Genomic DNA, 21,611 nt, shown 5'->3' on the forward strand with positions numbered 1-21,611 from the left:
GGATCTCCTTGTCGGCTCCGACAGTGCCGTGACAGCGGTCCGCGCCGGTGCGCCACGGGACTCGCGCACCGGCTCGGACCGCCGCCGGCGGGCTCGGAGTGAGGTAAGCGCAACGTCACGACGAGGTCGCATTGAGGGGAGGTAGTTGAGAGTTCAGTTGATTTCAGACTGGTACTAACCCCTTGATTCGGCCGGAAGTGTTGCGATACGTTGCGCAAGCACCACGCCGGACAGCCGAGAGTCGCTGTACGACCGGTCATCGCCGTGCACGGAGTCGGACGCGATCGCTCCTCGTCCGTCTCCGGCTCCACTCCACCCACCGTGTCGACGACGACACGCGCACCCTGGAGGCTCACGTGGAGATCAACCGTCGCAAAGTCCTGGAGTTGGGGGCGACCGGAATCGGAGTGGCCGGCTTGTCCGCGCTGGGTGTGAGCGCGCTGGGTGTGCCCGCAGCCGTCGCCGCGCCCGCGGGTCCCGCCACCGAGACCCTGCTGCTGACCGGTTCCGACGCGGACAACACCGTCCCCTGGGACTTCCAGGTGACCGAAGGGCGCAACGCCGGGGTGTGGCGCACGATCCCGACACCGTCGAACTGGGAGTGCCACGGCTTCGGCACCTACCAGTGGGGCTGGAACCTCCGCCCCAACGAGAAAGGGCTCTACCGGCGTCGTTTCACCCCGTCCTCGACGTGGTCGGGCAGGCGGATCTTCGTGGTGTTCGAGGGCTCGATGACCGACACCGAGGTGCGGATCAACGGCACCCTGGCCGGTCCGGTCCACCAGGGCGGCTTCTACCGGTTCCGCTACGACGTCACGTCGTTGGTGCGTTTGGGGCAGGAGAACCTGCTGGAAGTGACGGTCAGCCGGGACTCGGCGAACAACTCGGTCAACGACGCCGAGCGCCGCGGCGACTACTGGAACTTCAGCGGCATCTACCGGCCGGTCTCGTTGCAGGCGTTCCCCGCCTCGCGGATCGACCGGGTCGCGATCGACGCCAAGCACACCGGCGCTTTCCGGATGGACGTGCACCTGGCCGGCGTGGGCGCGGCCGGCCGGGTGGTCGGCCAGCTCCGGCGGCTCGACGGCACCGCGGTCGGCGGCCCGTTCTCGGTCGCGGTCGGGTCGGGTGCGACGACGGCGACGCTGACGACCTCGGTGTCCTCGCCGCAGACGTGGACCGCGGAGGCTCCGAACCTGTACTTGGTCGACGTGCAGCTCACCACCGGTGACGGCACACCCCTGCACGGGACGACCGAGCGGTTCGGGTTCCGCACGATCGAGGTGCGCGCCGGGGACGGTGTGTACGTCAACGGGTCGAAGGTGATCCTGAAGGGCACGAACCGGCACACGTTCTGGCCGACCCTGGGTCGCGCGTCCAGCCCGCGCATGGCCCGGATGGACATCCTGCTGATGAAGGAGATGAACAACAACGCGGTGCGGATGTCGCACTACCCGCCGGACACGTTCTTCCTGGACCTGTGCGACGAGCTGGGCCTGTACGTGATCGACGAGTTGGCCGGCTGGCAGAAGCGCTACGACGAGAACGTGGGCGCCCCACTGGTGGCCTCGATGGTCACGCGGGACGTCAACCACCCGTCCATCATCATGTGGGCCAACGGCAACGAGGGCGGCTGGAACACCGCGCTGGACGACGACTACGCCCGCTACGACCCGCAGCGACGCCCGGTGATCCACCCGTGGGCCACGTTCGGCGGTCTCAACACCGACCACTACGAGACCTACGACAGCACCCGGAACATCCTCAACGGCTCGGCGATCCACCTGCCGACCGAGTTCCTGCACGCGTTGTACGACGGCGGGGCCGGAGCCGGCCTGAACGACTACTGGGCGCTGCTGGGCGCGGGCACTCGGCGAGCGGGTGGTTTCATCTGGGCGTTCGTGGACGAAGGGCTCCGCCGTGATGACCGGGGCGGCGCGATCGACACCACCGGCAACTCCGGCCCCGACGGCATCCTCGGCCCGTTCCGCGAGAAGGAAGCTTCCTTCTACACCATCCGCGACATCTGGTCCCCCGTGCAGCTCGGCAACCCCGGCTACTACACCACCACGTTCCCCACAGGCTTCGACGGCCGGGTCAACGTCGTCAACCGCTACGACCACACCAACCTGCAGGGCTGCCGGTTCAGCTGGCAGCTGCTCAGGCAGGCCGCGCCGGGCACGTCGAGCACCGCGCCGACCGTGATCGCGCAGGGTGCCGTCGCCGGTCCGAACACCGCGCCCGGAGCCACCGGCTCGGTCGCCCTCGGTCTACCCGGCACGTGGGCCGACGCCGACACGTTGCGAATCGACGTCCTGGACCCCACCGGCCGCACGATCGGCACCTGGAGCTGGCGGATCAAGAAGGCGGTCGACTTCGCGCGGCGCATCGTGATCCCCGCGTCGGGCACCACGTCCGTCACGGAGGACAGCACCAGCGTGACCATGACCGCGAACGGCACGGCGATCACCATCTCCAAGTCGTCCGGCAGGCTGTCCCGCGTCAACCGCAACGGGACGACCGTGTCGCTCACCAACGGCCCGGTCATGGCGGTGGGCTCGGCGGCTCTGATCGGCATCTCGCACTTCCGCGACGGCACCGGCCACGTCGTGCAGGCCACGTACAGCGGGGACCTGAACCAGGTGCGCTGGCGCCTGGACTCCAACGGGTGGCTGCGCCTGGAGTACCGCTACACCCGCACCGGGCCGCACGACTTCCTCGGCGTGAACCTCGACTACCCCGAGAACCGGGTGCTGGGCATGACGTGGCTGGGTGACGGGCCGTACCGGGTGTGGAAGAACCGGATGCGAGGCGTGCACCACGGCGTGTGGACCAAGGACTACAACCGCACCGCCACCGGCGCGAGCGCCTGGCAGTACCCGGAGTTCAAGGGCTACCACGCCCACACCTACTGGGCCGCCCTGCGCACCACCGAAGGCACCATCACCCTGGTGTCCGAGCAGGAGAACCTGTTCCTGCGCCTGTTCACCCCCGACGTCGGCTCCAGCCCGATGAGCGCCACCGCTCCGTTCCCCGGCGGTGGGATCTCCCTGCTCGACGCCATCCCGGCGATCGGCAACAAGTTCCACACGGCCGACACCCTCGGCCCGGAAGGACAACGGACCACGGCCACCGGCCAGTACAACCGGACCGTCCACTTCCGCTTCACCGCCTGACCCCGGCGCACCGGCCGGTCGGCAGGAACGCCACCACGCCTCTGCCGACCAGGCTGCAACTCGAAACCCCCTGTCGCTCGTCTTCACCCCTTCGCATTGATCAAAGGAGATCGAATGCGCACCCTACGACGCACGGGCAGAGCCCTGCTCGCCCTTGCGCTTTCCCTACCGGCGCTCACCCTCGTCGCAGGTCCGGCCACCGCCGCGCCCGCTCCGCTGGTCGGCGTGGCCTCGAACCGCTGCCTGGACGTGGTCGGTGCGTCGAACGCCGACGGCGCGCTGGTGGACATCTGGGACTGCAACGGCCAGTCGAACCAGGGCTGGGAGTTCACCGCGGCCGGTGAGCTGCGCGTCTTCTCCGGCGGCCGGTGCCTGAACGTGCCGAACGGCTCCACCGCGCCCGGTACCCGTCTGGCGATCTGGGCCTGCACCGGCGGCGCGAACCAGAAGTTCCGGCTGAACTCCAACGGCAGCATCACCGCCACCCAGTCCGGCCTGTGCCTGGACGTGGCCAACCAGGCCACCGCCAACGGCACCGCGGTCACCCTCTGGAACTGCAACGGCCAGACCAACCAGCAGTGGCGCACCGGCACGGGCCCCGGGCCGAGCCCGACGTGCTCGGTGAACCCGGTCAACCCGAACGCCACCGCGCAGGCCCGCAAGCTGCTGTGCTACGTCTACTCGCAGTACGGCAACCACATCCTGTCGGGTCAGCAGGAGTCGACCTGGATCGGCGGCCCGGACTACGAGATCAACCACATCCGCAACAACACCGGCAAGTACCCGGCGATCCGGGCGCTGGACTACGGCGACTCCAAGGACTACGCCTCGCGCGCCATCGCCTGGTGGAACGCGGGCGGCATCCCCATGGTCGGCTACCACATGGGCGCCCCCACGCATCCCGACACCTACGAGGGCACCCAGCAGACGGTGTCCATCAACGCGGTCCTGACGCCGGGCACGGCCCAGTACAACTCGTTCATCCAGCGGCTCGACGGCGCGGCGGCCTCGTTGCAGCAATTGGAGAACGCGGGCGCGGCAGTCATCTGGCGGCCGTTCCACGAGGCGGGCGGCACGTGGTTCTGGTGGAGCAAGGAGGGTGGCGCGCAGTACAACCGCCTCTGGAACTTCATGTACAACTACTTCACCAACACCAAGGGTCTGAACAACCTGATCTGGCTGCACGGCTACAACGGTCAGCCGCAGGCGTCGTTCTACCCCGGCAAGTCGGTGGTCGACATCGGCGGCGCGGACACCTACGCGGGCAACGGCAACTACGACCCGCTCAACGCGATGTACAACTCGGTGCGCAACATCGTCGGCTCGACCATTCCGATCGCGCTGCACGAGAACGGCCCCATCCCGGACCCGGACCGGCTCCAGTCCACCGGCACGCGGTGGGTGCTGTTCGGCACCTGGCACGGCAACCACCTGACCCAGGGCAACTCGATCAGCCACCTGCAGAAGGTCTACAACCACAGCTACGTCGTCACCCGAGACGAACTGCCCAACCTGAGGTAGCCCCACGACCGGCCGGCGTCGCCCGTGATCCCTACGGGCGACACCGGCCGGTCGTGCGACTCGTCGGCTCTGATCCGCTGTAGCACGGCCCGATGGACGTTGCTCATTGGCCGTCCGTCGAAGGGAAACGAATGTCGCGAAAGATGTCGGAGGTCTTCGTCCTCGCAGTGCTGTTGCTGGCCGGGTGTGGTGCACCCACCGCGGGCCCGGCCTCGACGTACACCTCGGTGCCGGACAAGCCCTCCTCCCCGGTGAAGCTGAACGTGCTGGACGTCGCCGGGAACCTCCAGTTGACGCAGGGCATGATCGACGAGTTCGTCACCGCGCACCCGGACGTGGTGAGCGAGGTGAACTACTCCAAGGCGACCGCGCCCGACATGCCGGGCAAGCTCAAGGCCGAGCAGAACGCGGGCCGGTCGCAGACCCACCTGGTGCTGACCGGGACGGACGGGCTGGCGGCGGTGATCGGCCAAGGACTGGCCGCTCCGCTGTTGCCCGACCACGAGGCGAGGTTCGTCGGGTTGAAGGACAACTACCTGCCGCCCGCTGCGGCGATGCAGGACCTGTCACAAGGGCAGGGGATCGTCGTCACCTACTACCCGGCGGGGCCGCTGCTGGAGTACGACGCGGCGAAGGTGCCGAACCCGCCGAACACCGCGGACGAGCTGTTGGCCTGGGCGAAGGCCAACCCCGGGAAGTTCCAGTACGCCGTGCCCGCGAACTCCGGTCCCGGCCGCACGTTGCTGATGGGCCTGCCCTACATCCTGGGCGACTCCGACCCGAAGGACCCGGAGAACGGCTGGGCGAAGACCTGGGCCTACCTCGCCGAACTCGGCCAGTACGTGGACGACTACCCGTCCGGCACGACCGAGACGATGAAGAACCTGGCCGACGGCAGCGCGAACCTGGTAGCCACCACCACCGGCTGGGACATCAACCCGCGGGTGCTGGGCACCGTGCCCGAGAGCGCGCGGGTCACCACTCCGGCGGGTTTCCACTGGGTGACCGACGCGCACTACGCGGTCGTACCCAAGGGCGTGTCGCAGGACGTCATGGCGGCGAACCTGGCCCTGATCAAGTCGATGCTGGACCCGAAGCAACAGGCCAAGGCCTACGACAAGGGCTACTTCTACCCCGGCCCGGCAAGTGAGGTTCACCCCGAACGGTGGACAGGGGCTTACGAGGTTCAGGTAGCTGCTCGGAGTGACGATTCGTAGTCGTCAGGACTGATCATCCCGAGCGCGGAGTGCCGCCGGACACTGCGCCCGGTGTCACCGACCGGTGTTCACGCAGCAGCCGCGGCAGGCGCCGTGCCAACGCGTGGAGCACTGCGCTACCGGCCGAGTCCGGTCGCGGGTGGGGAGGAGACCGGGTACAGCAGTCGTGACGCCACGCCGCACGATCGCGCCCCGGTGACGCGCGATCACAGCGGCCCAGTGCGGAGTTCGGGCACTCCTCAGGCCCTGCGGCGCGGGGTCGAGCGACCGGCTGACCGGATCTCCACCGATCGGTTGATGTCCTCCGCCGTCGCGCCTGACACCGTTGCGGACATGTGGCGATCACTGGGGGTACTGCTTGTCGTGTTGGGACTCGTGGCGGGGGCGGTACCGGCCGCCGCGACGGCGGGAAACGCGGTGCGGACCGAATCCGGTCCGGTGCGCGGCTCCACCACCGGCGACCTCCGTGTCCACCAGGGAATCCCGTTCGCCGCGCCGCCGGTCGATGAGCTGCGCTGGCACGCACCCGTGGCACCGCGGCCGTGGCGCGGGGTGCGGGACGCGACGCGGCCGGGCAACCGGTGCCCGCAGGCCGCGCTGCCCGGCAGGCCGGCGAGTGACGCCGAGGACTGCCTGTACCTCAACGTGACCGCGAGGAAGCAGGCGCGGAAGTCCCCGGTGCTCGTGTGGGTGCACGGCGGCGGGCTGCTCTCCGGCGCGGGCAGCGACTTCGACCCGGCCCGGCTCGCCGCGCGTGGCGACCTGGTCGTGGTGACCGTGAACTACCGGCTGGGCAACCTCGGCTTCATGAGCTTCCCCGGGCTCGCCGACGGTGGCGCGTTCGGCATCGAGGACCAGCAGGCCGCTCTGCGGTGGGTCAAGCGCAACATCGCCGCGTTCGGTGGCGACCCGCGCAACGTGACCGTCGCCGGCGAGTCGGGTGGCGCGCACTCGGTGTGCGCGTTGCTCGCGTCGCCCCGCTCGGCCGGGTTGTTCCAGCGCGCCATCGGGCAGAGCACACCGTGTGTGTCGGACGCGTTCGCGGGCGCGGAATTCCGGCCCCTGCTCGACGTGCCCTACTTCGTGCCGCACGAGTGGCAGCAGGGGCACGGGCAGAACGTCGCGGCCCGGTTCGGGTGCACGACGCTGGCGTGCCTGCGGGACGTGCCGGTGGCGGACCTGCTCACCGCGCCCGTGTTCCCCCTGCCCGCGTACGGCAACGCGGTGCTACCGGAGGACCCGGTCGTCGCCGTGCCCGCCGGGCGGTTCCAGCACGTGCCGTTCCTGGCCGGCGTCACCCGCGACGAAGGCACGCTGTTCGCGCCGTCGATGTTCCCGGACCTGACTGATGAGGGCTACCGGCAGGCGCTGTCCGTCCACTTCGGGCCGAAGGCGGACGCCGTGGCCGCGCGGTACCCGGTCGCCGAGCACGGGACACCGCTGCAGGCCATCGCCGCGCTCATGAGCGACCTGGACTGGGCCTGGGCCCAGCACGCCGCCGACCGGGCGTTCGCGGCCGAGGTGCCGGTGTACGCGTACGAGTTCCTCGACCGGACCGCCCCTGCGATCGTCGAGTTCCCCGCCGGGGTGGAGCCGCTCGCGTCGCACGCCGCCGAACTGAAGTTCCTGTTCGACTTCCCGTACGACGACCGGCCACTGACCTCCGCGCAGCGCGCGCTCGGCGACCGGATGATCGACTACTGGGCCCGTTTCGCGACGACCGGCGACCCTAACCGGCCGGGCCTCCCGCGGTGGCACCCGGTGGACTCGGCCGCGGCCACACCGTTCGTGCAGGGCCTCGACGTCGACCGGATCGGGCCGGTCGACCGTGCCGCCCTGCACAACTTCGAGTTCTGGGACGCGCTGGCGGCACAGCGGTAGGGGCGGTCACGGCGGTTCCGGGAGCTTCGGGTGTTTCTTCATCGGCAGCGGTTCCAGCAGGTCGCCGTGCTCCCCGACGCGGGACGGCACGGTCTTCGCCGCGGGCGTCAGGTGGTGGCGGGTGGGTGCGCCGGTGTGGCGTGCACCCGGTCCAGGAGGCCGGGGAGGACGTCGACCCATCTGGTCGAGCAACCTGTGCCGCTCGAGAAGTCATCGTTGCTGGTCAAGCGGCGTCTTTGTACTCGTTGATGAGCCCACCCAGGATGCGGGTGCGCAGCAGTCTGTGGGGGTCGAGGTCGTGCACTGCGGCGGGGTGTTGTTGGGCTTCGGGTGGTAGTTGGTCGCGAGCTTGGTGGGGTCGGTGTCGGTTGTAGTGGTCTTCGTAGGTCGTGAGGACCCGTTGCGCGTGGGCTTCTCCCGTGATGAGGATGTGGTCGAGGAGTTCGCGTCGGATGGTGTCGATGACCCGTTCGCAGTGGGCGTTCATCCGGGGCGCCTGCGGCGCGTTCTTGATCACGCGTATGTCGTCGGCCTGGAAGACGGCGTCGAACGCCTGGCCGTACTTGCCGTCGCGGTCGCGGAGCAGAAAGCGCAGGGGCTTCGTCCGGTGCCCGAGGTCGGCGGCGAGGTTCCTGGCCTGCTGCGTCGTCCATTCCCGTGTCGGGTGGGTGGTGACGCCGGTGATGCGCAGGCGCCTGGTGCGGTGTTCGAGGAACGCCAACGCGTAGAGGCGTTTGCCGAGCACGGTGTCGAGGTGGAGGAAGTCCGCCGCGATGATGCCGTCGGCCTGGGCGGTGAGGAACTCCCGCCAGGTCGGGCCGCGGCAGCGCGGCGCGGGGTCGACGCCCGCGGCGTGCAGGATCTGCCAGACCGTCGAAGGAGCGATTCGATGCCCGAGTCTGGCCAGTTCGCCTTGGATCCGTCGGTGTCCCCACCGTGGGTTCTCTTCGGCGAGCCGCAGTATGAGTGCTCTGATCGCAGCTCGGGTCGGTGGACGTCCGATTTGTCGACGTGCGGTGTAGTCCCACCGCCCAGCGATGAGTCTGCGGTGCCAGGCGAGCAGGGTGCCGGGCGTGACCGGGAAGACCTCCTGCCATCGCCGACGATCCACCAGCCCGGAGAGGGCGGCGAACCAGAACCGATCCGCGGGCTCGTAACGGACCGGGCCCGCGAGTTGCCGGCGAAGGACTGCGTTCTCGTGCCGCAGCACGAGCAGTTCGGCGTCCTTCGCCGCCTCGCTGCGCAGCAGCACCGACGGGACGGACAGCAGCTTCCGAGTCACCTCGTACAGCAGGGACAGGATCACTAGAGCATGCTCTCAGGCGAGTGTCATCCCTGGTCTACCAGCGACGACGACTTTTCGGGCGGCACAGGTTCGATCCGCGTTCCCTACTGGGGCAAGTGGCACGGCCTCGCGCCCGGTCGGCAGGTGGTCAACCGCTCCTACGTCCGCATCCGGGCACTTGGCGAACGCGCTGTCTCCATCCCCGAACTTGGCGGCTACCGCACGGACTCGGCTGCTCCACCACCCGCATCACCAGCCTGACCCGTGCCGTTCTCGCGCTCGACCTCGCCGCCAGCTGAGGTCGGGAAGAGCTCAGTGCTGTCATGGGTGCTGACAAGCTGGTCGAACGTGGTGGTGATCTGTTCCCAGTGGAAGGTGGCCAGGCCATCGGGTGATCGGGTTGTCACCTGGTCGGGGTCCATGAACACCGCTTGCATGGTGGTCAGCGTTGTCACGCCGGCGGTGTAGGCCGGGTGGTCGCGTAGCGGTTGTTTGACGCAGGGGACGACCAGGATCGGTACGTCGGTGGCGAGCAGTTCGTTGAGCAGGCCCAGGGCGAGGTTGTCGCTGATGCCGTGGGCCCACTTGTTGATGGTGTTGAAGGTGGCCGGGGCGACGAGCACGGCGTTGGCGCGGGGGAGCGGGTCGTGTTGTCCGGGGAGACCGGGGCGGGTCCTGATCGGTGCGCCTGTTCGGTCGGCCAGGTCGTCGAAGTCCCGCCACGAGGCGGCCGTGGGCGTGGCGATCACGCACACCCGCCAGCCGTCGACGTGGAGTGCGCTGATCAGCTGGTCGATGCCGAACAGGGGTGGTGCGGCTGTGACGATCAGGTAGACCGTGCGGGTGGTGTGGCTCATGTGAGAACACCGATCCGCTGTGCCAGGCTGCGCAGGCCGGGCGTCTTCCTGTGCTGCTCGCGTGCCATGAGTTCCCGCACGAGGGTGCGTCCGGGCTGGTGGGTGCGCAGCAACTGCGGGGCGACGCGTTCGGTCTCCAGCAAGTGGATCACCGCCAGGGGGTCCTCGCCGAGTTGCGCTTGCGCCCACGCGTTGTCCAGGTGGAACCGTCCCTGTCGACCGTGCAGGCCCGGCGGCAGGGAGGTGACGTCCACGTGCTCGGCTTCGGTGAGCACCCGGTGCGGATCGCCTGTCGTCACTGCTGCGGATACCCGGTGGATCCGGACGTTGGTCGGTCCGAACGCGCTGAAGCCGATGTTGCCGTCGCGTCCCAGCCGGGTCGCGAGTCGCCCGGCCTGCTCCAGTCGTTGGTGGGTCTCCCCGATGTCACCCCTGCGCGCGGCGACGACGGCGCCGATGAGCAACAGCGCACCACGCCACGTGCACCCGTGCGGATCGTCCGCGCGGATCCCCTCGGCAACCTCCATCGCGTGGTGCTCCGCTTCGTCGGCGGCGTCCAGGCGCAACAGGGCGCAGGTCAACTGATAAGCGGCGGAGGCCTGCCCGAAGACGTCGTCGGCGGCCTGGGCGGCGGTGCGGGCTCGTTCGGCGGCCTCGTAGGCGGCGATGCCGTCACCGATTTTCGTGGCCACCTTCGCCGCCACGACCGCGGCCTGGCACTGCAGGCTCAAGGCCTGGTGACGTCGACTGCCGCTGCTGTCGGCGACGATCGAGTCGACGGTCTCCAGCACGCCGGGCAGCGCGTCGACGACTTCGTCGTAGCGGGCGGCCTGATAGGTGCGGTGCAGCCTCTCCACGAGCGCTTGGGCGTAGCGCACAACCCCGGGACCGGAAGTCGCGGTGGACATTCCTCCGGGAAAAGGGCGTTGCTTTGCCGCAACGCCGCCGGGCCCTTCGACATACCCTTGCTCCGGGACTGGAAGAGACCGGCGACGCAGTTTTTCCTGTTCGTTCTTCCCCTGATCCCGCAGCGTGGTCAGCGCACCCCCGGCGCCCAGGGCGTGGTCGATGGCCCTGACGATCTCGGCCGAGGGGAGGTTGTGGTCGGCTCGTTCGGCGTGGGAGACGTATTGCCTGGTGTAGCCGATCTTCCTGGCCAGTTGTGGCTGGCTGAGGCCGGCTTTGGTGCGGAGGCGGCGGATCTCGTGGGCGAGTCGGGTGCCGGCCGGTTCCCTGTCGGGGTGTTCGTCGTCGCTCATGTCGCCTCCGACTGCGCTGGGGGCAAATAAGGGGCAAATGTCATGTGTCGGCGGTTTGCGTTGTTCCCTGATCGTACCCGGTCTGGTTCAAATGCGTGCGTGTCGATTCCGGTGGGGTGGCGAAAAGGGCGTGCGGTTGCTTGACGGCACGAGCGGACGGAGTCGCGGCCGGAGGTGGTGGAGTACCGGAGGTGCGGTCGCCCGACCGTGCCACGGATCCGAACGGAGAGGCGTCCGGTCCGCCGCTCGATGAAGTGTCCGGTCCCCACCGGCTTGTGAAGAACCGATGCCGAGTTTCGGCTGTGTACGGGAGGTTTGTGATCGGTGAGTACGAAAGAAGCGGCCGTCGAGGTCGGGGATGCCCGGATCAGCGATGCGTTCAGTCGGGAGTTGGGCGCGACGCTGCGTCAGATCCGCAAGGACTCGGAGGTGAGGTTCGGTGACCTGACCGAGGTGCTGGGGTGGTCGCCGGGGAAGCTGTCGAAGCTGGAGCGGGGCACGCGCGGCACCGGCGACAGGGACATCTTCCTGCTGCTGGGGCACCTCAAGGCGGACAAGTACCAGTGCGCCCGGGTGGAGGAGATCCTGGCGACTGCCGACCGCGGTGGGTTCGTGCGTCGTCACCGGCGCGGCGGTGTCGCGCCCTGCCTGCTCGTGCACGAGCAGACGGCCCAGGTGGTGACCGTCTATGAGCCGTTCACGGTGCCCGCCACGACCCAGACGTGGGAGTACGCCTTCGGGCTCACCGGAAGCGAGGAGTTGGCGGCACTGCGGGCGGAGCGCGCCGGGCAGGCCAGGGCGCGGGCGACCTCGTCCCTGCGGCAACGCTGGGTCTACTACCTCCACGAACTCGCCCTGCGCACGGTCGTGGGCGGCCCGGAGGTGATGCGCGACCAGCTGTTGGACCTGGTCCTGCTGTCCAATACCTACAACACCGTCGTCCGGATCGTTCCCCTGGCGGTTCCGGTGGATGACGATCTGCAACGACCGGGGGCGTTCATGGGCATGGGCTCGGGTGCCAAACCGGTGGTCGTCGTGGAAGGAGACACCGCCACCGCCTTCCACGACGACACCACGGTCCTGGACGCCTTCCACGCCAAGATGCGCAAACTCGACAAGGTGGCGTTGAACGCCGACGGCTCCCGGGCGGTCCTCGCTCACTGGGCCGACGCGTACGACCGACTGCCCCACCGGGATGCCGTTGAACCGCAGTGGTGACACCCCTCGTTCGGCCGGCCTTCGCCGAGGTAGTCCAGCGGGCCTGCGTTGACGGGCCGGAAGGTGGAGGCGTTGGTGGTGTGGGTCTTGCCGAACATCCCAGGCCGCGCGTGGTGGGGTCGGCGGCGACGCGAACGGCGGCCGGCAGGTCAGCGGGGCCGTCCGGGCCGGTCAGGATCGGGTTGCGCATCCCGCCGGTCACCACGACCGGCTGTGCGAAGCTGTGGCGCAGGTCGAGGAAGCAGGAGGTTTCCTTGATCGTGTCGGTGTCCTGGGTGGCGACCACGCTCCCGTGCCGGTATCCGATGGAAGTCCACGACCTCGACCTCATCGCGCTGTCCAGGCCGAACCGGAACAGCGTCACGGCCGAGGTTCTAGCTGTGGCCGATCTTCACCGTGGCGACGTCGGTCCACTCGTAGGCTCGCCGGTCGCGGTTGAGATCGATCAGCGAGACCGAGGTGACGGTGACCTGGGCGGTATGGGGGTCGTGGCCGTTGAGGGCTTCGGCGACGGGTTCGGCGGGGCCCGCGGTGTTGCAGTAGCCGAGGCTGACGTGGGCGCGGAACCCGGTTTCGGGCTCGGGCACGTTGTCCGGTCCCCACACGTCGCCGATGGCGGCGCGAATGGCCGACCGCAGCCCCGCTATGGGTTCCAGTGGGCGGGCGGGCATCTGGATGGTCTCGGGATCGACGTGGGCGAGGCCGAGGGTGACGGTGAAGGGCTCCAGCTCGGCGCAGCGCTTGCGGGCGGCATTGACGATGTCGTCCACGTCGTGGCGGTCGACCTCGTCGGTGAAGCCGATGCCCTGCAGAGTCAGGTGCAGCCAGCGCGCCGGGACGGGATCGAGCTGAGGCAGGCGGTCCAGGACGGGGGCGTAGTCGGACACCAGCCGTTGGGCGCCGGGTTGGTCGGCGAACGTGACGTGCCAGGTGTAGAAGGACCGGCCGACGCGCCAGCCGGGCCGCCACCACCAGTGGTCACGCATGGGTTCGAACTCGGTCACGCGGTCAACTCCCTGCTCACGGTGTCCCTGCGGAAATCGGCGACAGCGCCCCGGATGCTCCTGCCTGCCGGATCGGCTGACCAACCGGCCTGAACGACCAATGTGTCGACCTCGGCCACCCTGTGCACCAGCGGGCGCACGCGGCTGTCCACCGGGGTGTCCAACACCGGTCGTAGCGCCTGCTCGGCCGCACGCAAGTCGCCCAGCACCAAGTGCGCCTTGACCTGCTGGAGCCGGGCCATGCGCTCCGAGCCGCGGTTGCGGCGTTCGTCCGAGGTCGCTTCGAATTGCGCCACTGCCCGATCGGCCAGGGCCAGTGCGCCCTCGGCCCGGCCCAAGGCCAGTTCGGTGTCCGACCACAACGACCCGGCCCGGTCCACCGAGCACGCCAACGGCCCGGCCAGCTCCTCGACCGCACGGTCGGAGGTCTCCGCAACCCGCTGGGCCCGCCGCAGCGCGTCCTCGGCCGCTTCGGCGTCACCACCGCGGGCCAGATCCAGAGCCAGGGCGCTGGACAGGAACAGCTCGGCGGTGCCCGTGCCGGTGTAGTTGAGGCCGTCGGCGGCGTAGTGGGCAGCGGTGGAGTAGTCGGCCTGCCAGAACGAGGCGGTGTGCTGGGTGGCGCGCACCCAAGCGCGCAGCAGGTTGTGGTCAGCGCGTTCCGCGCACATCCACGCGGCTCGGGAGTGGTCCTCGGCGGCGTCGGCGCGGCCCAGGTCCACCGAGATCCACGACAGCAGCGTCAACGCCCACCCCGCGGCGGCGTACAGCTCTCGGGTGTGGCGCGGGTCCTGATGCCCGGACAGCAGGACGAACGCCCGATCCCGCAACGCCTTGGTGCGCGCGAACAGCGGCAACGTGGGTACCTTGAGGTACGAGTGGGCGATGCGTCGGACCTCGGTGTGCATCTGCTCCACGGTCAACTCGCCGACGTTGGTGGCCTCCGCCCACGTCAGGAACCGGGAAGACTCCTCGGCCGCGCTCATCAGCAACTCCTCCACGTTGCTCGGCTGAACTGCCGGCATCGTCGATGCGATCGTAGTGGCGGAAGGTGAACACGTTTCAGCACCGCAAAAATTTTCACCATCGATCGGTGCACTCGATGTCCGCTCCACCCGATCGGGCTCGGTCCACTCGCCACGTCGCTGAGGTGATGTGTTCAACCCGAGGTTGTTGAGCGGTCCGGCCGTGTGAAAACCGGTCGCGTCGCACATGGCCGTGTCATGTGTGGATGCCTTGAACGCCGTCGGTTGCCCTGGGGTTCGCCTTGCAGTCGATTGCGTACGCAGTTCTTGTTGCTCGATCACGCTCTTTTCTCGCAGCTTGACCAGAGTGCCACCCGCGTTGAGGGCATTGTCGATCGCTTTGATCAAGTCGGCTGAGGGGAGGTTGTGGTCGACGCGTTCGGCGAGGGAGACGTATTGCCTGGTGTAGCCGATCTTGCTGGCCAGTTGTGGCTGGCTGAGCCCGGCTTTCTTGCGAAGGCGACGGATTTCGTGGGCGAGTCGGGTATGGGCCGGTTCGGCTGTGTCGGAGTGTTCGTCGTCGCTCATGTCGCCTCCGGCTGCGCTAGGGGGCAAATGGGGGGCAAATGTCGTGTGTCGGTGGTTTGCGCTGTTCCGTGATCGTACCGGGTCTGGTTGAAATGCGTGTACACGGATTTCGGCGGGTTGGAAGGGGTGACCGGTGGGCGCTGACCATGTCGGGACAGGCGGCCGTTCGGGTGTGGGGTTGCTGAGCGAGGCAGGGCGGGTCGGGTTGCGGCCGGAGTTGCGGGAGGTGGTGGAGTACCGGAAGTCGGGGTTGAGCCTGAACTGGATCGTCGGGTGTCCGTTGGACTGCGGGTACTGCGTGCGGCACCTGTTCGGGAACTTCGGGATGAAGGTGCCTCGGGCGTTGACGACCGATGAGGAGGCGGTCGAGGCGTTGGTGTCTCACAGGTTCTTCCGGCCGCATGTGACGCCGGTGCAGTTGCTCAACCGGGCGACGGATCCGATGCTGCCGGCGGTGAAGCCGCACCTGTTGCGGGTGCTGGGCATGCTGGATGAGCGTGGGTTGACCAACCACGTTCTGGTGATCACCCGGTGGCGGATCGAGCCGGAGGACTGTGCCGCGCTCGATGCGTTGCGCAACCTGCGGGTGACGATGTTGGTCACTCATTCGGGTATCGAGGATGACCGGGTCGAGCCGGTGGATTCGGGGATCGCGGCGGAGTCGTTGCGCACGGCGTTTGTTCATGCGGAGCGGTTTCGGGTGGTGTTGTACTGGCGGCCGATCGTGCCGGGCCTCAACGACTCGGACGCGCACCTGGCGCGGGGGTTGGAGTTGAGTCGGTTCGCGCACGCGGCGGTGTTCACCGGCCTGTTCTACCGGGATGAGATCCGGGACTACTACCGCTCCCACGGCCTACCGGAACCGTACGAGGACCAGGCGCGGCGCAAGATCTTCCCGGAGGTGTTGGAGGCGCGGATCCTCGCGGCTGCGGCGGGGCGTCCGCCGGGGGGTGCGGTGTTGTTCCGCAAGACCTCTTGCGCGGTGGCCTATGCGCACGGCACGGCGGATTACAACGGGCATGTCGGGATTCGGGAGTTGTGCGACATCTGCCCGGTCTCCCAGTTGGCCCGGTGCGAGAACGCGTGGAGTGTGCCGGATCCCGGCGTGGTGGCGGCCATGGTGAAAGAGGTGGGCGGCAGGCTGGTGGGGATCACCGGGCGGGCGGTGGTCGTGGAGGGGTTGGACGAGCAGCGCCGGTACTTCCTGCAGCACGGGTTGGGGTTCCAGGTGCACGACGCGTCCAAGCCGCATCACCCGCACCGTCACGGCCGCGCCGATCTGGGCTGGCCCGTCATTCCGGAGGCGTCATGACCATCCCGCAGACCACCGCCCTGCCGGCTGTCCTGGAGGGTCGCCCGCTGGTGGTGGTCGACGTCGAGGGCAATGGCGGGCAGCCGCCTCGGATCGTCGAGATCGCGGTGCTGCCGGTTGACGGCCCGGTGACCGGGCAGGAGCTGCGGACCTGGCTGGTGCGCCCGGCCGAGCCGATCACCGGCCACGCGCGCCGTGTGCACGGCATCGACAACCGGGACGTGGACGGCAAACCGCCATGGCCGCAGGTGGCCGGTGAGGTGGCGCCGCTGCTGAAGGGGCGGACGTTGCTGGCGCACAACGCGGCCACCGAGTACCGGGTGCTGGGCGCGCACCTGCCGAAGTGGCGGCCGCCGATGGTGCTCGACACCCTCCGCCTCGCCCGACACCTCTGGCCCGGCCTTCCCGGCTACAGCCTGGGCGAACTGGTCGCTCACGCCCGCCTGGACGTCGGCGGGACCACCGAGCAGCGTCCGCACCGCGCCGGCTACGACGCGTGGTGCACGTGGCTGCTCTTGCTCGCCCTGCTCGACGACAGCGGTCTGGACTGGGACGGCCTGGTGCGCACGGCGGCACTGAAGGACTTCCAGCCCTCGGAGGAACCGGGGGAGGGGTTGTGGTGATCGGTGAGGTGGAGAAGCCGGTCGTGGTGGCCGTGACGGGAACGCACTCCACCGGCAAGAGCACCTTCCTGGCCCGGTTGGCCCACGAGCTGCGCCGAGCCCAGGCGCAGGTGTGCACGGTGGCGGACCTGGGGGAACAGGCACAGCGCATCGGGTTGCCGATCCTGCACAACCACACCTGGCTGTCCACCCAGTGGATCATCGTCAAAGGGATCAGCGACGAGCTCAGCGCCTGGGCGCACGCCGACGTGGTGCTGGTCGACCGCCCGGTGGCCGACGCGTTGGGCTACTACCGTGCCGCCCTGGCCTGCCGGGGTGAGCAGGCCGACCCGGCGGTGGCGGCGAGGCTGGAACGGCTGGTCCGCGACCACAGCGTCTACTACGACCTGCTCTACCGCACCACCCTGGACCCCCACATCCCCCTGGGGGAAGACAAGACGCGCGACGCCGACGCCGAGTTCCGGCACCTGGCCGACCACCACGTGGCCCAGGTGCTCCACGACCTGGAGCTGCCGCATCGGCTGCTGCCCGCCGACGGACACGACCAGGCCTTGGAGGACACGCTGGGTTTCGTCCTCGACAAGCTCGCCGGCACCGATGGTGATCGCCGATGACCGAGACGATCGAGCAGCTCACTGCACGGCTCGACGCGGCGCGCGAGGCGATCGAACACCAGCGGCTCGACGAGGCCGCGATCCTGTTGACCCGGGCGTGGCAGGCCGTGCCACAAGGGGTGACGGTGAGGCGGATCGGCGGCTTGTCCGCACTGACCCAGCAGCTGACTGCTCACACTCCCATCTCACCCGAGATCGCCGCGGTCTTCCGGCACGCGAGCGTGTTCTACGCCCGTGACGGCCACTACCGGCCGGCCCACCGTATGGGCGTCCACGAGTTGGCGGTGTGGCGCAACCGGGCCGCCGGTGAGGCCTCGCTGCACGAGGAGACCTTCGCCGGTTACCGGGAGGCCCTGGATGCGCTGGCCCGCATCGACCGCACGGTGGGCCGGCTGCACCACGTGGTCAACGGCTTGGATGAGCTGCTGGAGCTGCAAGGCCTGCACCGGGAGTTGGCGGTGGACGCGTACTCGGCGTGGACGCTGCGCGAGTTGGGCGCGGTCATGCTCGAAGCCGGCCGCGCGGACACCGCGATCACTCGGTACCTGTCACGTGCCGACGCCTCCTACACCCGGTTGGGTCAGAGCAGCGCGATGGCACGGGACCACGCGGTGTGCTCGGTGCTGTCCGGGCTGGCCCACCGCCACCTGGACCAGACCGCCAAGGCCGACCGGTCCTTCAACCGCGCCCTGGCCCTGCTCCTGCCCCTCGACACCGACGCCGCCGCCGAGGTACGAGCCCTCGCCGACACCTCGACGACCGTGGCACTGCCCACGTTGACCGCACTGCCGCTGGCCGAGTTCGGCCTGCCCGCATGGCCGCCCCCTGCCACCGCCATCCGACCCGCCCGCCGACCGCGGCCCGTGCACACCCCGGGACAGCCTGTGCACATCACCGAGACCACCTCCGACTCGGGCACTGACCAGACCGCCGACAAGAAGCCCGGAAAGTCTTTCGATCGGGTGAGCACCGCCCGCAGCAGGGAGTTGGGGGAGGAGCTGCGGCGGGTGCGCAAGGAAGCCGGGCTGGCTTCTCCCAAGGTCAGCGATGACCTGGGGTGGTCGCTGGGCAAGTTGTCGAAGTTGGAGAAAGGAACTCGGGGCACCAGCCTGTGGGAGATCGGCACCCTGGTCGGTCACTGCGGTGCCGACAAGGCGACCCGCGACCGCGTCCTGGCCCTGGCCGCCGAACCCGACACGGGTGCCTTCCTGCGCCTGCACCACATCCCACCCGACCTGCTCACCGCGCTGAACATCCACGAGAACACCGCCCGTGCGATCACCGCCTACCAGCCGCTCACCGTCCCAGCCCTGGCCCAGATCGAGGACTACACGCGTGCCCTGACCGACGACCAGGATCTGGTTCAAGCCCGCATGGACCGTCAGGAGGTCCTGTACCACCACACCAAACCCGGCGTCGTGCTCTACCTGCACGAGGCGGCACTGCGGCTGGTGGTCGGCGGCCCGGCGGTGATGCGCGACCAGCTGCTGCACCTGGCCCTGATGGGCGGCTGGTCCCACGTCACCGTGCGACTGATCCCCTTGACCGTGCCCGCCCACCCGGTCCTGGTCCACCCTGCCACCCTGCTGGACCTGCCCGAGCCCCTGCGGCCGGTGGCCTACACCGAAACCGACACCGCCACCGTCTTCCACGACGACCCCGACGTGGTGGCCGGCTACCGGGCCAAGATGCGCCACCTGCACACCCTGGCCCTGCCCGCCGACCGCTCCCGCGAGGTGTTCTCCCGCTATGCCGACGAGTACGACAGGCAGGCCGGCTGATGGCCCTGCGCCCGTTCCGGTGGCAGCCGCACGACCACCAACGCCACGCCGTCGCCGAAGACGCCCTCGCCTACCAGGACACCACGACCCTGTGCGGGAAAGCACTGACCATCCCGGCCACGCACCTCGGCAAGGAAGAGTGGTGCTGGCCCACCTGTCCTGGGTGCGACACCGCCTGGCGCCTGCATGAAGGCATCCCGCTGTTCCCCCGCCAACGCACCGCCACTTCGCCATCGACCGTTCGAGGACGGGTGGGACAGACCACCGCCGTGGAGACAGGCAACGATGACGCACACCATCGCACTGCGTACCGCCGAGTTCGCCAAACTTGTCAGGCTGGCCGGGTTCAGGTCCGACTACGAGCTGGCCAGGGCGATGGGCCTTAACCGCTCCACCGTCACCAGGGTGCGGGAGGGCTTGCTGCAACCCGGGCCGGCGTTCATCGCCGGCAGCCTGATCGTCCTGAACCCACTCGAATTCAAGGACCTGTTCAAGATAGTCGAACGGCCCGGCAAGAAATAGGGCCGGCCACTTCCAGGGCATCGTGGGGGCCGGACCGGTGATCTATACCGGTCCGGCCCCCACGATGTCCTGGTTCAGACCGGCGGTTGGGACAGGGCACAGATCCGGCTGCCGTCCGAGGCGGTCAGCAGCCTGGGCAGGGTCTGGACGTAGTAGGCGTTGTTGATGTGTTCGCGCGGGTAGAACCGCACCGTGCCCCAGGGCTCGACGCACCGGTGGTGGCCGCCCTGGGCGGTGTCGACCTGGATCAGGATGAACGCGGCGGTGCAGTGGACGTAGAGGGCGGATGCCCCGCCGTGCTGGTTGGTGTCGACGTGCTGGAAGCCGCAGCTCCTGGGCGCTGGTGAAGGCTGGGCGGAGGCTTGGGGCGGAAGCGGGTCGAGGAAGCCCGCGAGCACGGTCACGGTGGTGACCAGTGCGCGGCGCACGCCGGTTTTCTGCAGGAACGTGATGATCATGATGGTCACTCCCGATGAATAGGGTGATCACCAGCGTCCGGTTGGGGACGGCTTCTTCGCTATGTTTTCGGGTATTCGAATAGGGATGAATACGAGAGCCTCAAGCGTGGATATCGCCGAGGTAGACGGTTCCGCCGGCTGCGGTGGTCTGCTGCCGGAGGTGGTGGTTGGACTCCAGCGCGGTTTGCAGGGCCGGCGTGTCGTGGGGTGGTGTGGAGCGCAGGACGGAGAACAGGAAGGCGATCGGCGTGTCGGGGAGTCGGAACTGCGGTGTGTGGATGCGTGAGCGCGGCACCGGGTAGATCAGGACCACACCGGCTTGGCCGATGCCAGCGGGCGTGAGCGTGGCGAGAGCTTCGGTGAGGACCTGTTCGGCGGCGTGGTCGGGCAGGAGCAGGTTGAGCCAGGGATGAGGGCCCTGCCAGAGGCCGAGGGTGCGCAGCAGCTTCACGTCTGTGGCCATGCGGTTCTGGAAGCCGTGGTAGGTGGAGTCGCTGATCTCCAGGGTGTCGCGGTGGTCGACGAGTCCGGCGAGCAGCCGTTGCTGTTCGGGGGTGGTGGGCGGCGTGAAGTAGGCGACGGCGTCGATGCGGTGGGTCCACGTTCCGTCGGGCTCCGGTTTGGCCTGGCCTTGCAGGTGGTGGAAGCGGCCCTCGGTCATCAGGGTGCGCTGGTCGGTGAGGAAGGTGCCCAGGTCGTCGTAGTGCAGGCGGAACCGGCGGGCGTGGGTGTGGGCGGGGACCAGGCGCAGGGTGGCCCGCGTGATCACGCCTTGGCGGCCGCGTCCGGCGCGCAGCGCGTCGAACAACCCGGGGTTGGCTTCGGGTGAGCAGGTGACCACGGCTCCGGCGGGGGTGACGGCGTCGAGTTCGACGACGTTGTCGGTTTGCAGGCCGTGCCGGTGGGTGGCGCCGCTGATGCCGCCGACCGAGAGCGTGCCGCCCACGGACAAGTCCATGTAGTCGGTCAGCACCGGGGGAGTGGTTCCGAGTGGCAGGGTCGCCTCCAGCACCTGGCTCCACCGCGCACCGGCTTCGACCATGACGCGGTCTCCTGCGATGTGGTGCACGGTGTTGAAGCCGCGCAGGTCCAGCACGATTCCATCGGGAGCTTGGGCTTGACCGGCGGTGGAGTGCCCTTCGGCCCGGGGGACCACCGGGATGTCGTGTTCGCCGGCGAAGCGCAACAGGGTGCTGATGTCGTCCACGGAGTCGGGGCGGACCACGCCGAGCGGACGGGGCAGGGTGGTGGTGCGCCCGAAGTCGTCCGTGGCCCAGGCGAGCACGTCCTCCTCGTCGCTGAACGTTCCACTCGGAATGGGGAACGCCAT

Annotated in this window: 18 protein-coding genes and 1 pseudogene; 11 read left to right on the forward strand and 8 right to left on the reverse strand. The window is 68.9% G+C overall.

Annotated elements, in window-relative coordinates:
• Window positions 1-356: 356 nt before the first annotated feature.
• From ABD223_RS41130 to ABD223_RS41145, 4 genes are all read left to right on the forward strand, one after another.
• On the forward strand, window positions 357-3,176 hold the full coding sequence (locus tag ABD223_RS41130; protein WP_344043354.1) for a glycoside hydrolase family 2 protein: 2,820 nt from the start codon (window positions 357-359) through the stop codon (window positions 3,174-3,176).
• A gap of 114 nt (window positions 3,177-3,290) precedes the next feature.
• Window positions 3,291-4,697, forward strand: a complete 1,407-nt coding sequence (locus ABD223_RS41135; protein WP_344043356.1) for a glycosyl hydrolase — start codon at window positions 3,291-3,293, stop codon at window positions 4,695-4,697.
• A 131-nt stretch (window positions 4,698-4,828) separates the two neighbouring features.
• A complete protein-coding gene (locus ABD223_RS41140; protein WP_344043358.1) occupies window positions 4,829-5,914 on the forward strand; it encodes an extracellular solute-binding protein in 1,086 nt (361 codons plus the stop codon).
• Window positions 5,915-6,331: 417 nt separating this feature from the next.
• Window positions 6,332-7,795: a carboxylesterase/lipase family protein gene (locus tag ABD223_RS41145; protein ID WP_344043360.1), complete on the forward strand. Its 1,464-nt coding sequence runs from the start codon at window positions 6,332-6,334 to the stop codon at window positions 7,793-7,795.
• A 223-nt stretch (window positions 7,796-8,018) separates the two neighbouring features.
• On the opposite strand, the gene ABD223_RS41150 is transcribed toward ABD223_RS41145, so the two are convergent.
• The 3 genes from ABD223_RS41150 to ABD223_RS41160 form a co-directional block, all read right to left on the reverse strand.
• The gene (locus ABD223_RS41150) at window positions 8,019-9,047 is read right to left on the reverse strand and encodes an integrase core domain-containing protein (RefSeq protein ID WP_344043362.1); all 1,029 of its coding nucleotides are present in this window, start codon (window positions 9,045-9,047) and stop codon (window positions 8,019-8,021) included.
• A 248-nt stretch (window positions 9,048-9,295) separates the two neighbouring features.
• Entirely contained in the window at window positions 9,296-9,937 is a 642-nt protein-coding gene (locus ABD223_RS41155) for a flavoprotein (RefSeq protein WP_344043364.1), read from the reverse strand.
• Window positions 9,934-11,196, reverse strand: coding sequence for a helix-turn-helix transcriptional regulator (locus ABD223_RS41160; protein WP_344043366.1), 1,263 nt, complete (start codon window positions 11,194-11,196; stop codon window positions 9,934-9,936). Before ABD223_RS41160 ends, ABD223_RS41155 begins: the two co-directional genes overlap by 4 nt.
• Before the next feature lie 324 nt (window positions 11,197-11,520).
• On the opposite strand from ABD223_RS41160, the gene ABD223_RS41165 reads away from it, so the two are divergent.
• The gene (locus ABD223_RS41165) at window positions 11,521-12,414 is read left to right on the forward strand and encodes a helix-turn-helix domain-containing protein (RefSeq protein ID WP_344043368.1); all 894 of its coding nucleotides are present in this window, start codon (window positions 11,521-11,523) and stop codon (window positions 12,412-12,414) included.
• A 109-nt stretch (window positions 12,415-12,523) separates the two neighbouring features.
• Here ABD223_RS41165 and ABD223_RS41170 read toward each other — a convergent pair.
• From ABD223_RS41170 to ABD223_RS41180, 3 genes and pseudogenes are all read right to left on the reverse strand, one after another.
• Window positions 12,524-12,745 (reverse strand): annotated as a pseudogene (locus ABD223_RS41170) (asparaginase domain-containing protein); the annotation flags it as partial.
• A gap of 43 nt (window positions 12,746-12,788) precedes the next feature.
• Window positions 12,789-13,418 carry a 2'-5' RNA ligase family protein gene (locus tag ABD223_RS41175; protein WP_344043370.1) on the reverse strand — a complete coding sequence of 210 codons (630 nt, stop codon included), beginning with the start codon at window positions 13,416-13,418 and terminating at the stop codon, window positions 12,789-12,791.
• A complete protein-coding gene (locus ABD223_RS41180) occupies window positions 13,415-14,971 on the reverse strand; it encodes a helix-turn-helix domain-containing protein (protein WP_344043372.1) in 1,557 nt (518 codons plus the stop codon). The genes ABD223_RS41175 and ABD223_RS41180 overlap by 4 nt, the downstream gene beginning before the upstream one ends.
• Before the next feature lie 172 nt (window positions 14,972-15,143).
• On the opposite strand from ABD223_RS41180, the gene ABD223_RS41185 reads away from it, so the two are divergent.
• The 6 genes from ABD223_RS41185 to ABD223_RS41210 are packed head-to-tail and all read left to right on the forward strand — an operon-like array spanning window position 15,144 to window position 19,823.
• Window positions 15,144-16,283 carry a radical SAM protein gene (locus tag ABD223_RS41185; RefSeq protein WP_380648094.1) on the forward strand — a complete coding sequence of 380 codons (1,140 nt, stop codon included), beginning with the start codon at window positions 15,144-15,146 and terminating at the stop codon, window positions 16,281-16,283.
• Complete coding sequence (locus tag ABD223_RS41190; RefSeq protein ID WP_344043376.1) at window positions 16,280-16,906, forward strand: 3'-5' exonuclease; 627 nt, start codon at window positions 16,280-16,282, stop codon at window positions 16,904-16,906. The genes ABD223_RS41185 and ABD223_RS41190 overlap by 4 nt, the downstream gene beginning before the upstream one ends.
• A complete protein-coding gene (locus tag ABD223_RS41195; protein WP_344043378.1) occupies window positions 16,900-17,520 on the forward strand; it encodes an AAA family ATPase in 621 nt (206 codons plus the stop codon). Before ABD223_RS41190 ends, ABD223_RS41195 begins: the two co-directional genes overlap by 7 nt.
• On the forward strand, window positions 17,517-19,301 hold the full coding sequence (locus ABD223_RS41200; protein WP_344043380.1) for a helix-turn-helix domain-containing protein: 1,785 nt from the start codon (window positions 17,517-17,519) through the stop codon (window positions 19,299-19,301). Before ABD223_RS41195 ends, ABD223_RS41200 begins: the two co-directional genes overlap by 4 nt.
• Window positions 19,301-19,687, forward strand: a complete 387-nt coding sequence (locus ABD223_RS41205) for an HC3 family zinc finger protein (protein WP_344043382.1) — start codon at window positions 19,301-19,303, stop codon at window positions 19,685-19,687. The genes ABD223_RS41200 and ABD223_RS41205 overlap by 1 nt, the downstream gene beginning before the upstream one ends.
• Complete coding sequence (locus ABD223_RS41210; protein ID WP_344043384.1) at window positions 19,587-19,823, forward strand: transcriptional regulator; 237 nt, start codon at window positions 19,587-19,589, stop codon at window positions 19,821-19,823. Before ABD223_RS41205 ends, ABD223_RS41210 begins: the two co-directional genes overlap by 101 nt.
• A 74-nt stretch (window positions 19,824-19,897) precedes the next feature.
• Here ABD223_RS41210 and ABD223_RS41215 read toward each other — a convergent pair whose 3' ends face one another.
• Together ABD223_RS41215 and ABD223_RS41220 are read right to left on the reverse strand one after the other, a co-directional pair.
• Entirely contained in the window at window positions 19,898-20,281 is a 384-nt protein-coding gene (locus ABD223_RS41215; RefSeq protein WP_344043386.1) for a DUF6355 family natural product biosynthesis protein, read from the reverse strand.
• A gap of 100 nt (window positions 20,282-20,381) precedes the next feature.
• Entirely contained in the window at window positions 20,382-21,611 is a 1,230-nt protein-coding gene (locus ABD223_RS41220; RefSeq protein WP_344043388.1) for an FAD-binding protein, read from the reverse strand.

Source organism: Saccharothrix xinjiangensis, assembly GCF_039527585.1.
GTDB lineage: Bacteria > Actinomycetota > Actinomycetes > Mycobacteriales > Pseudonocardiaceae > Actinosynnema > Actinosynnema xinjiangensis.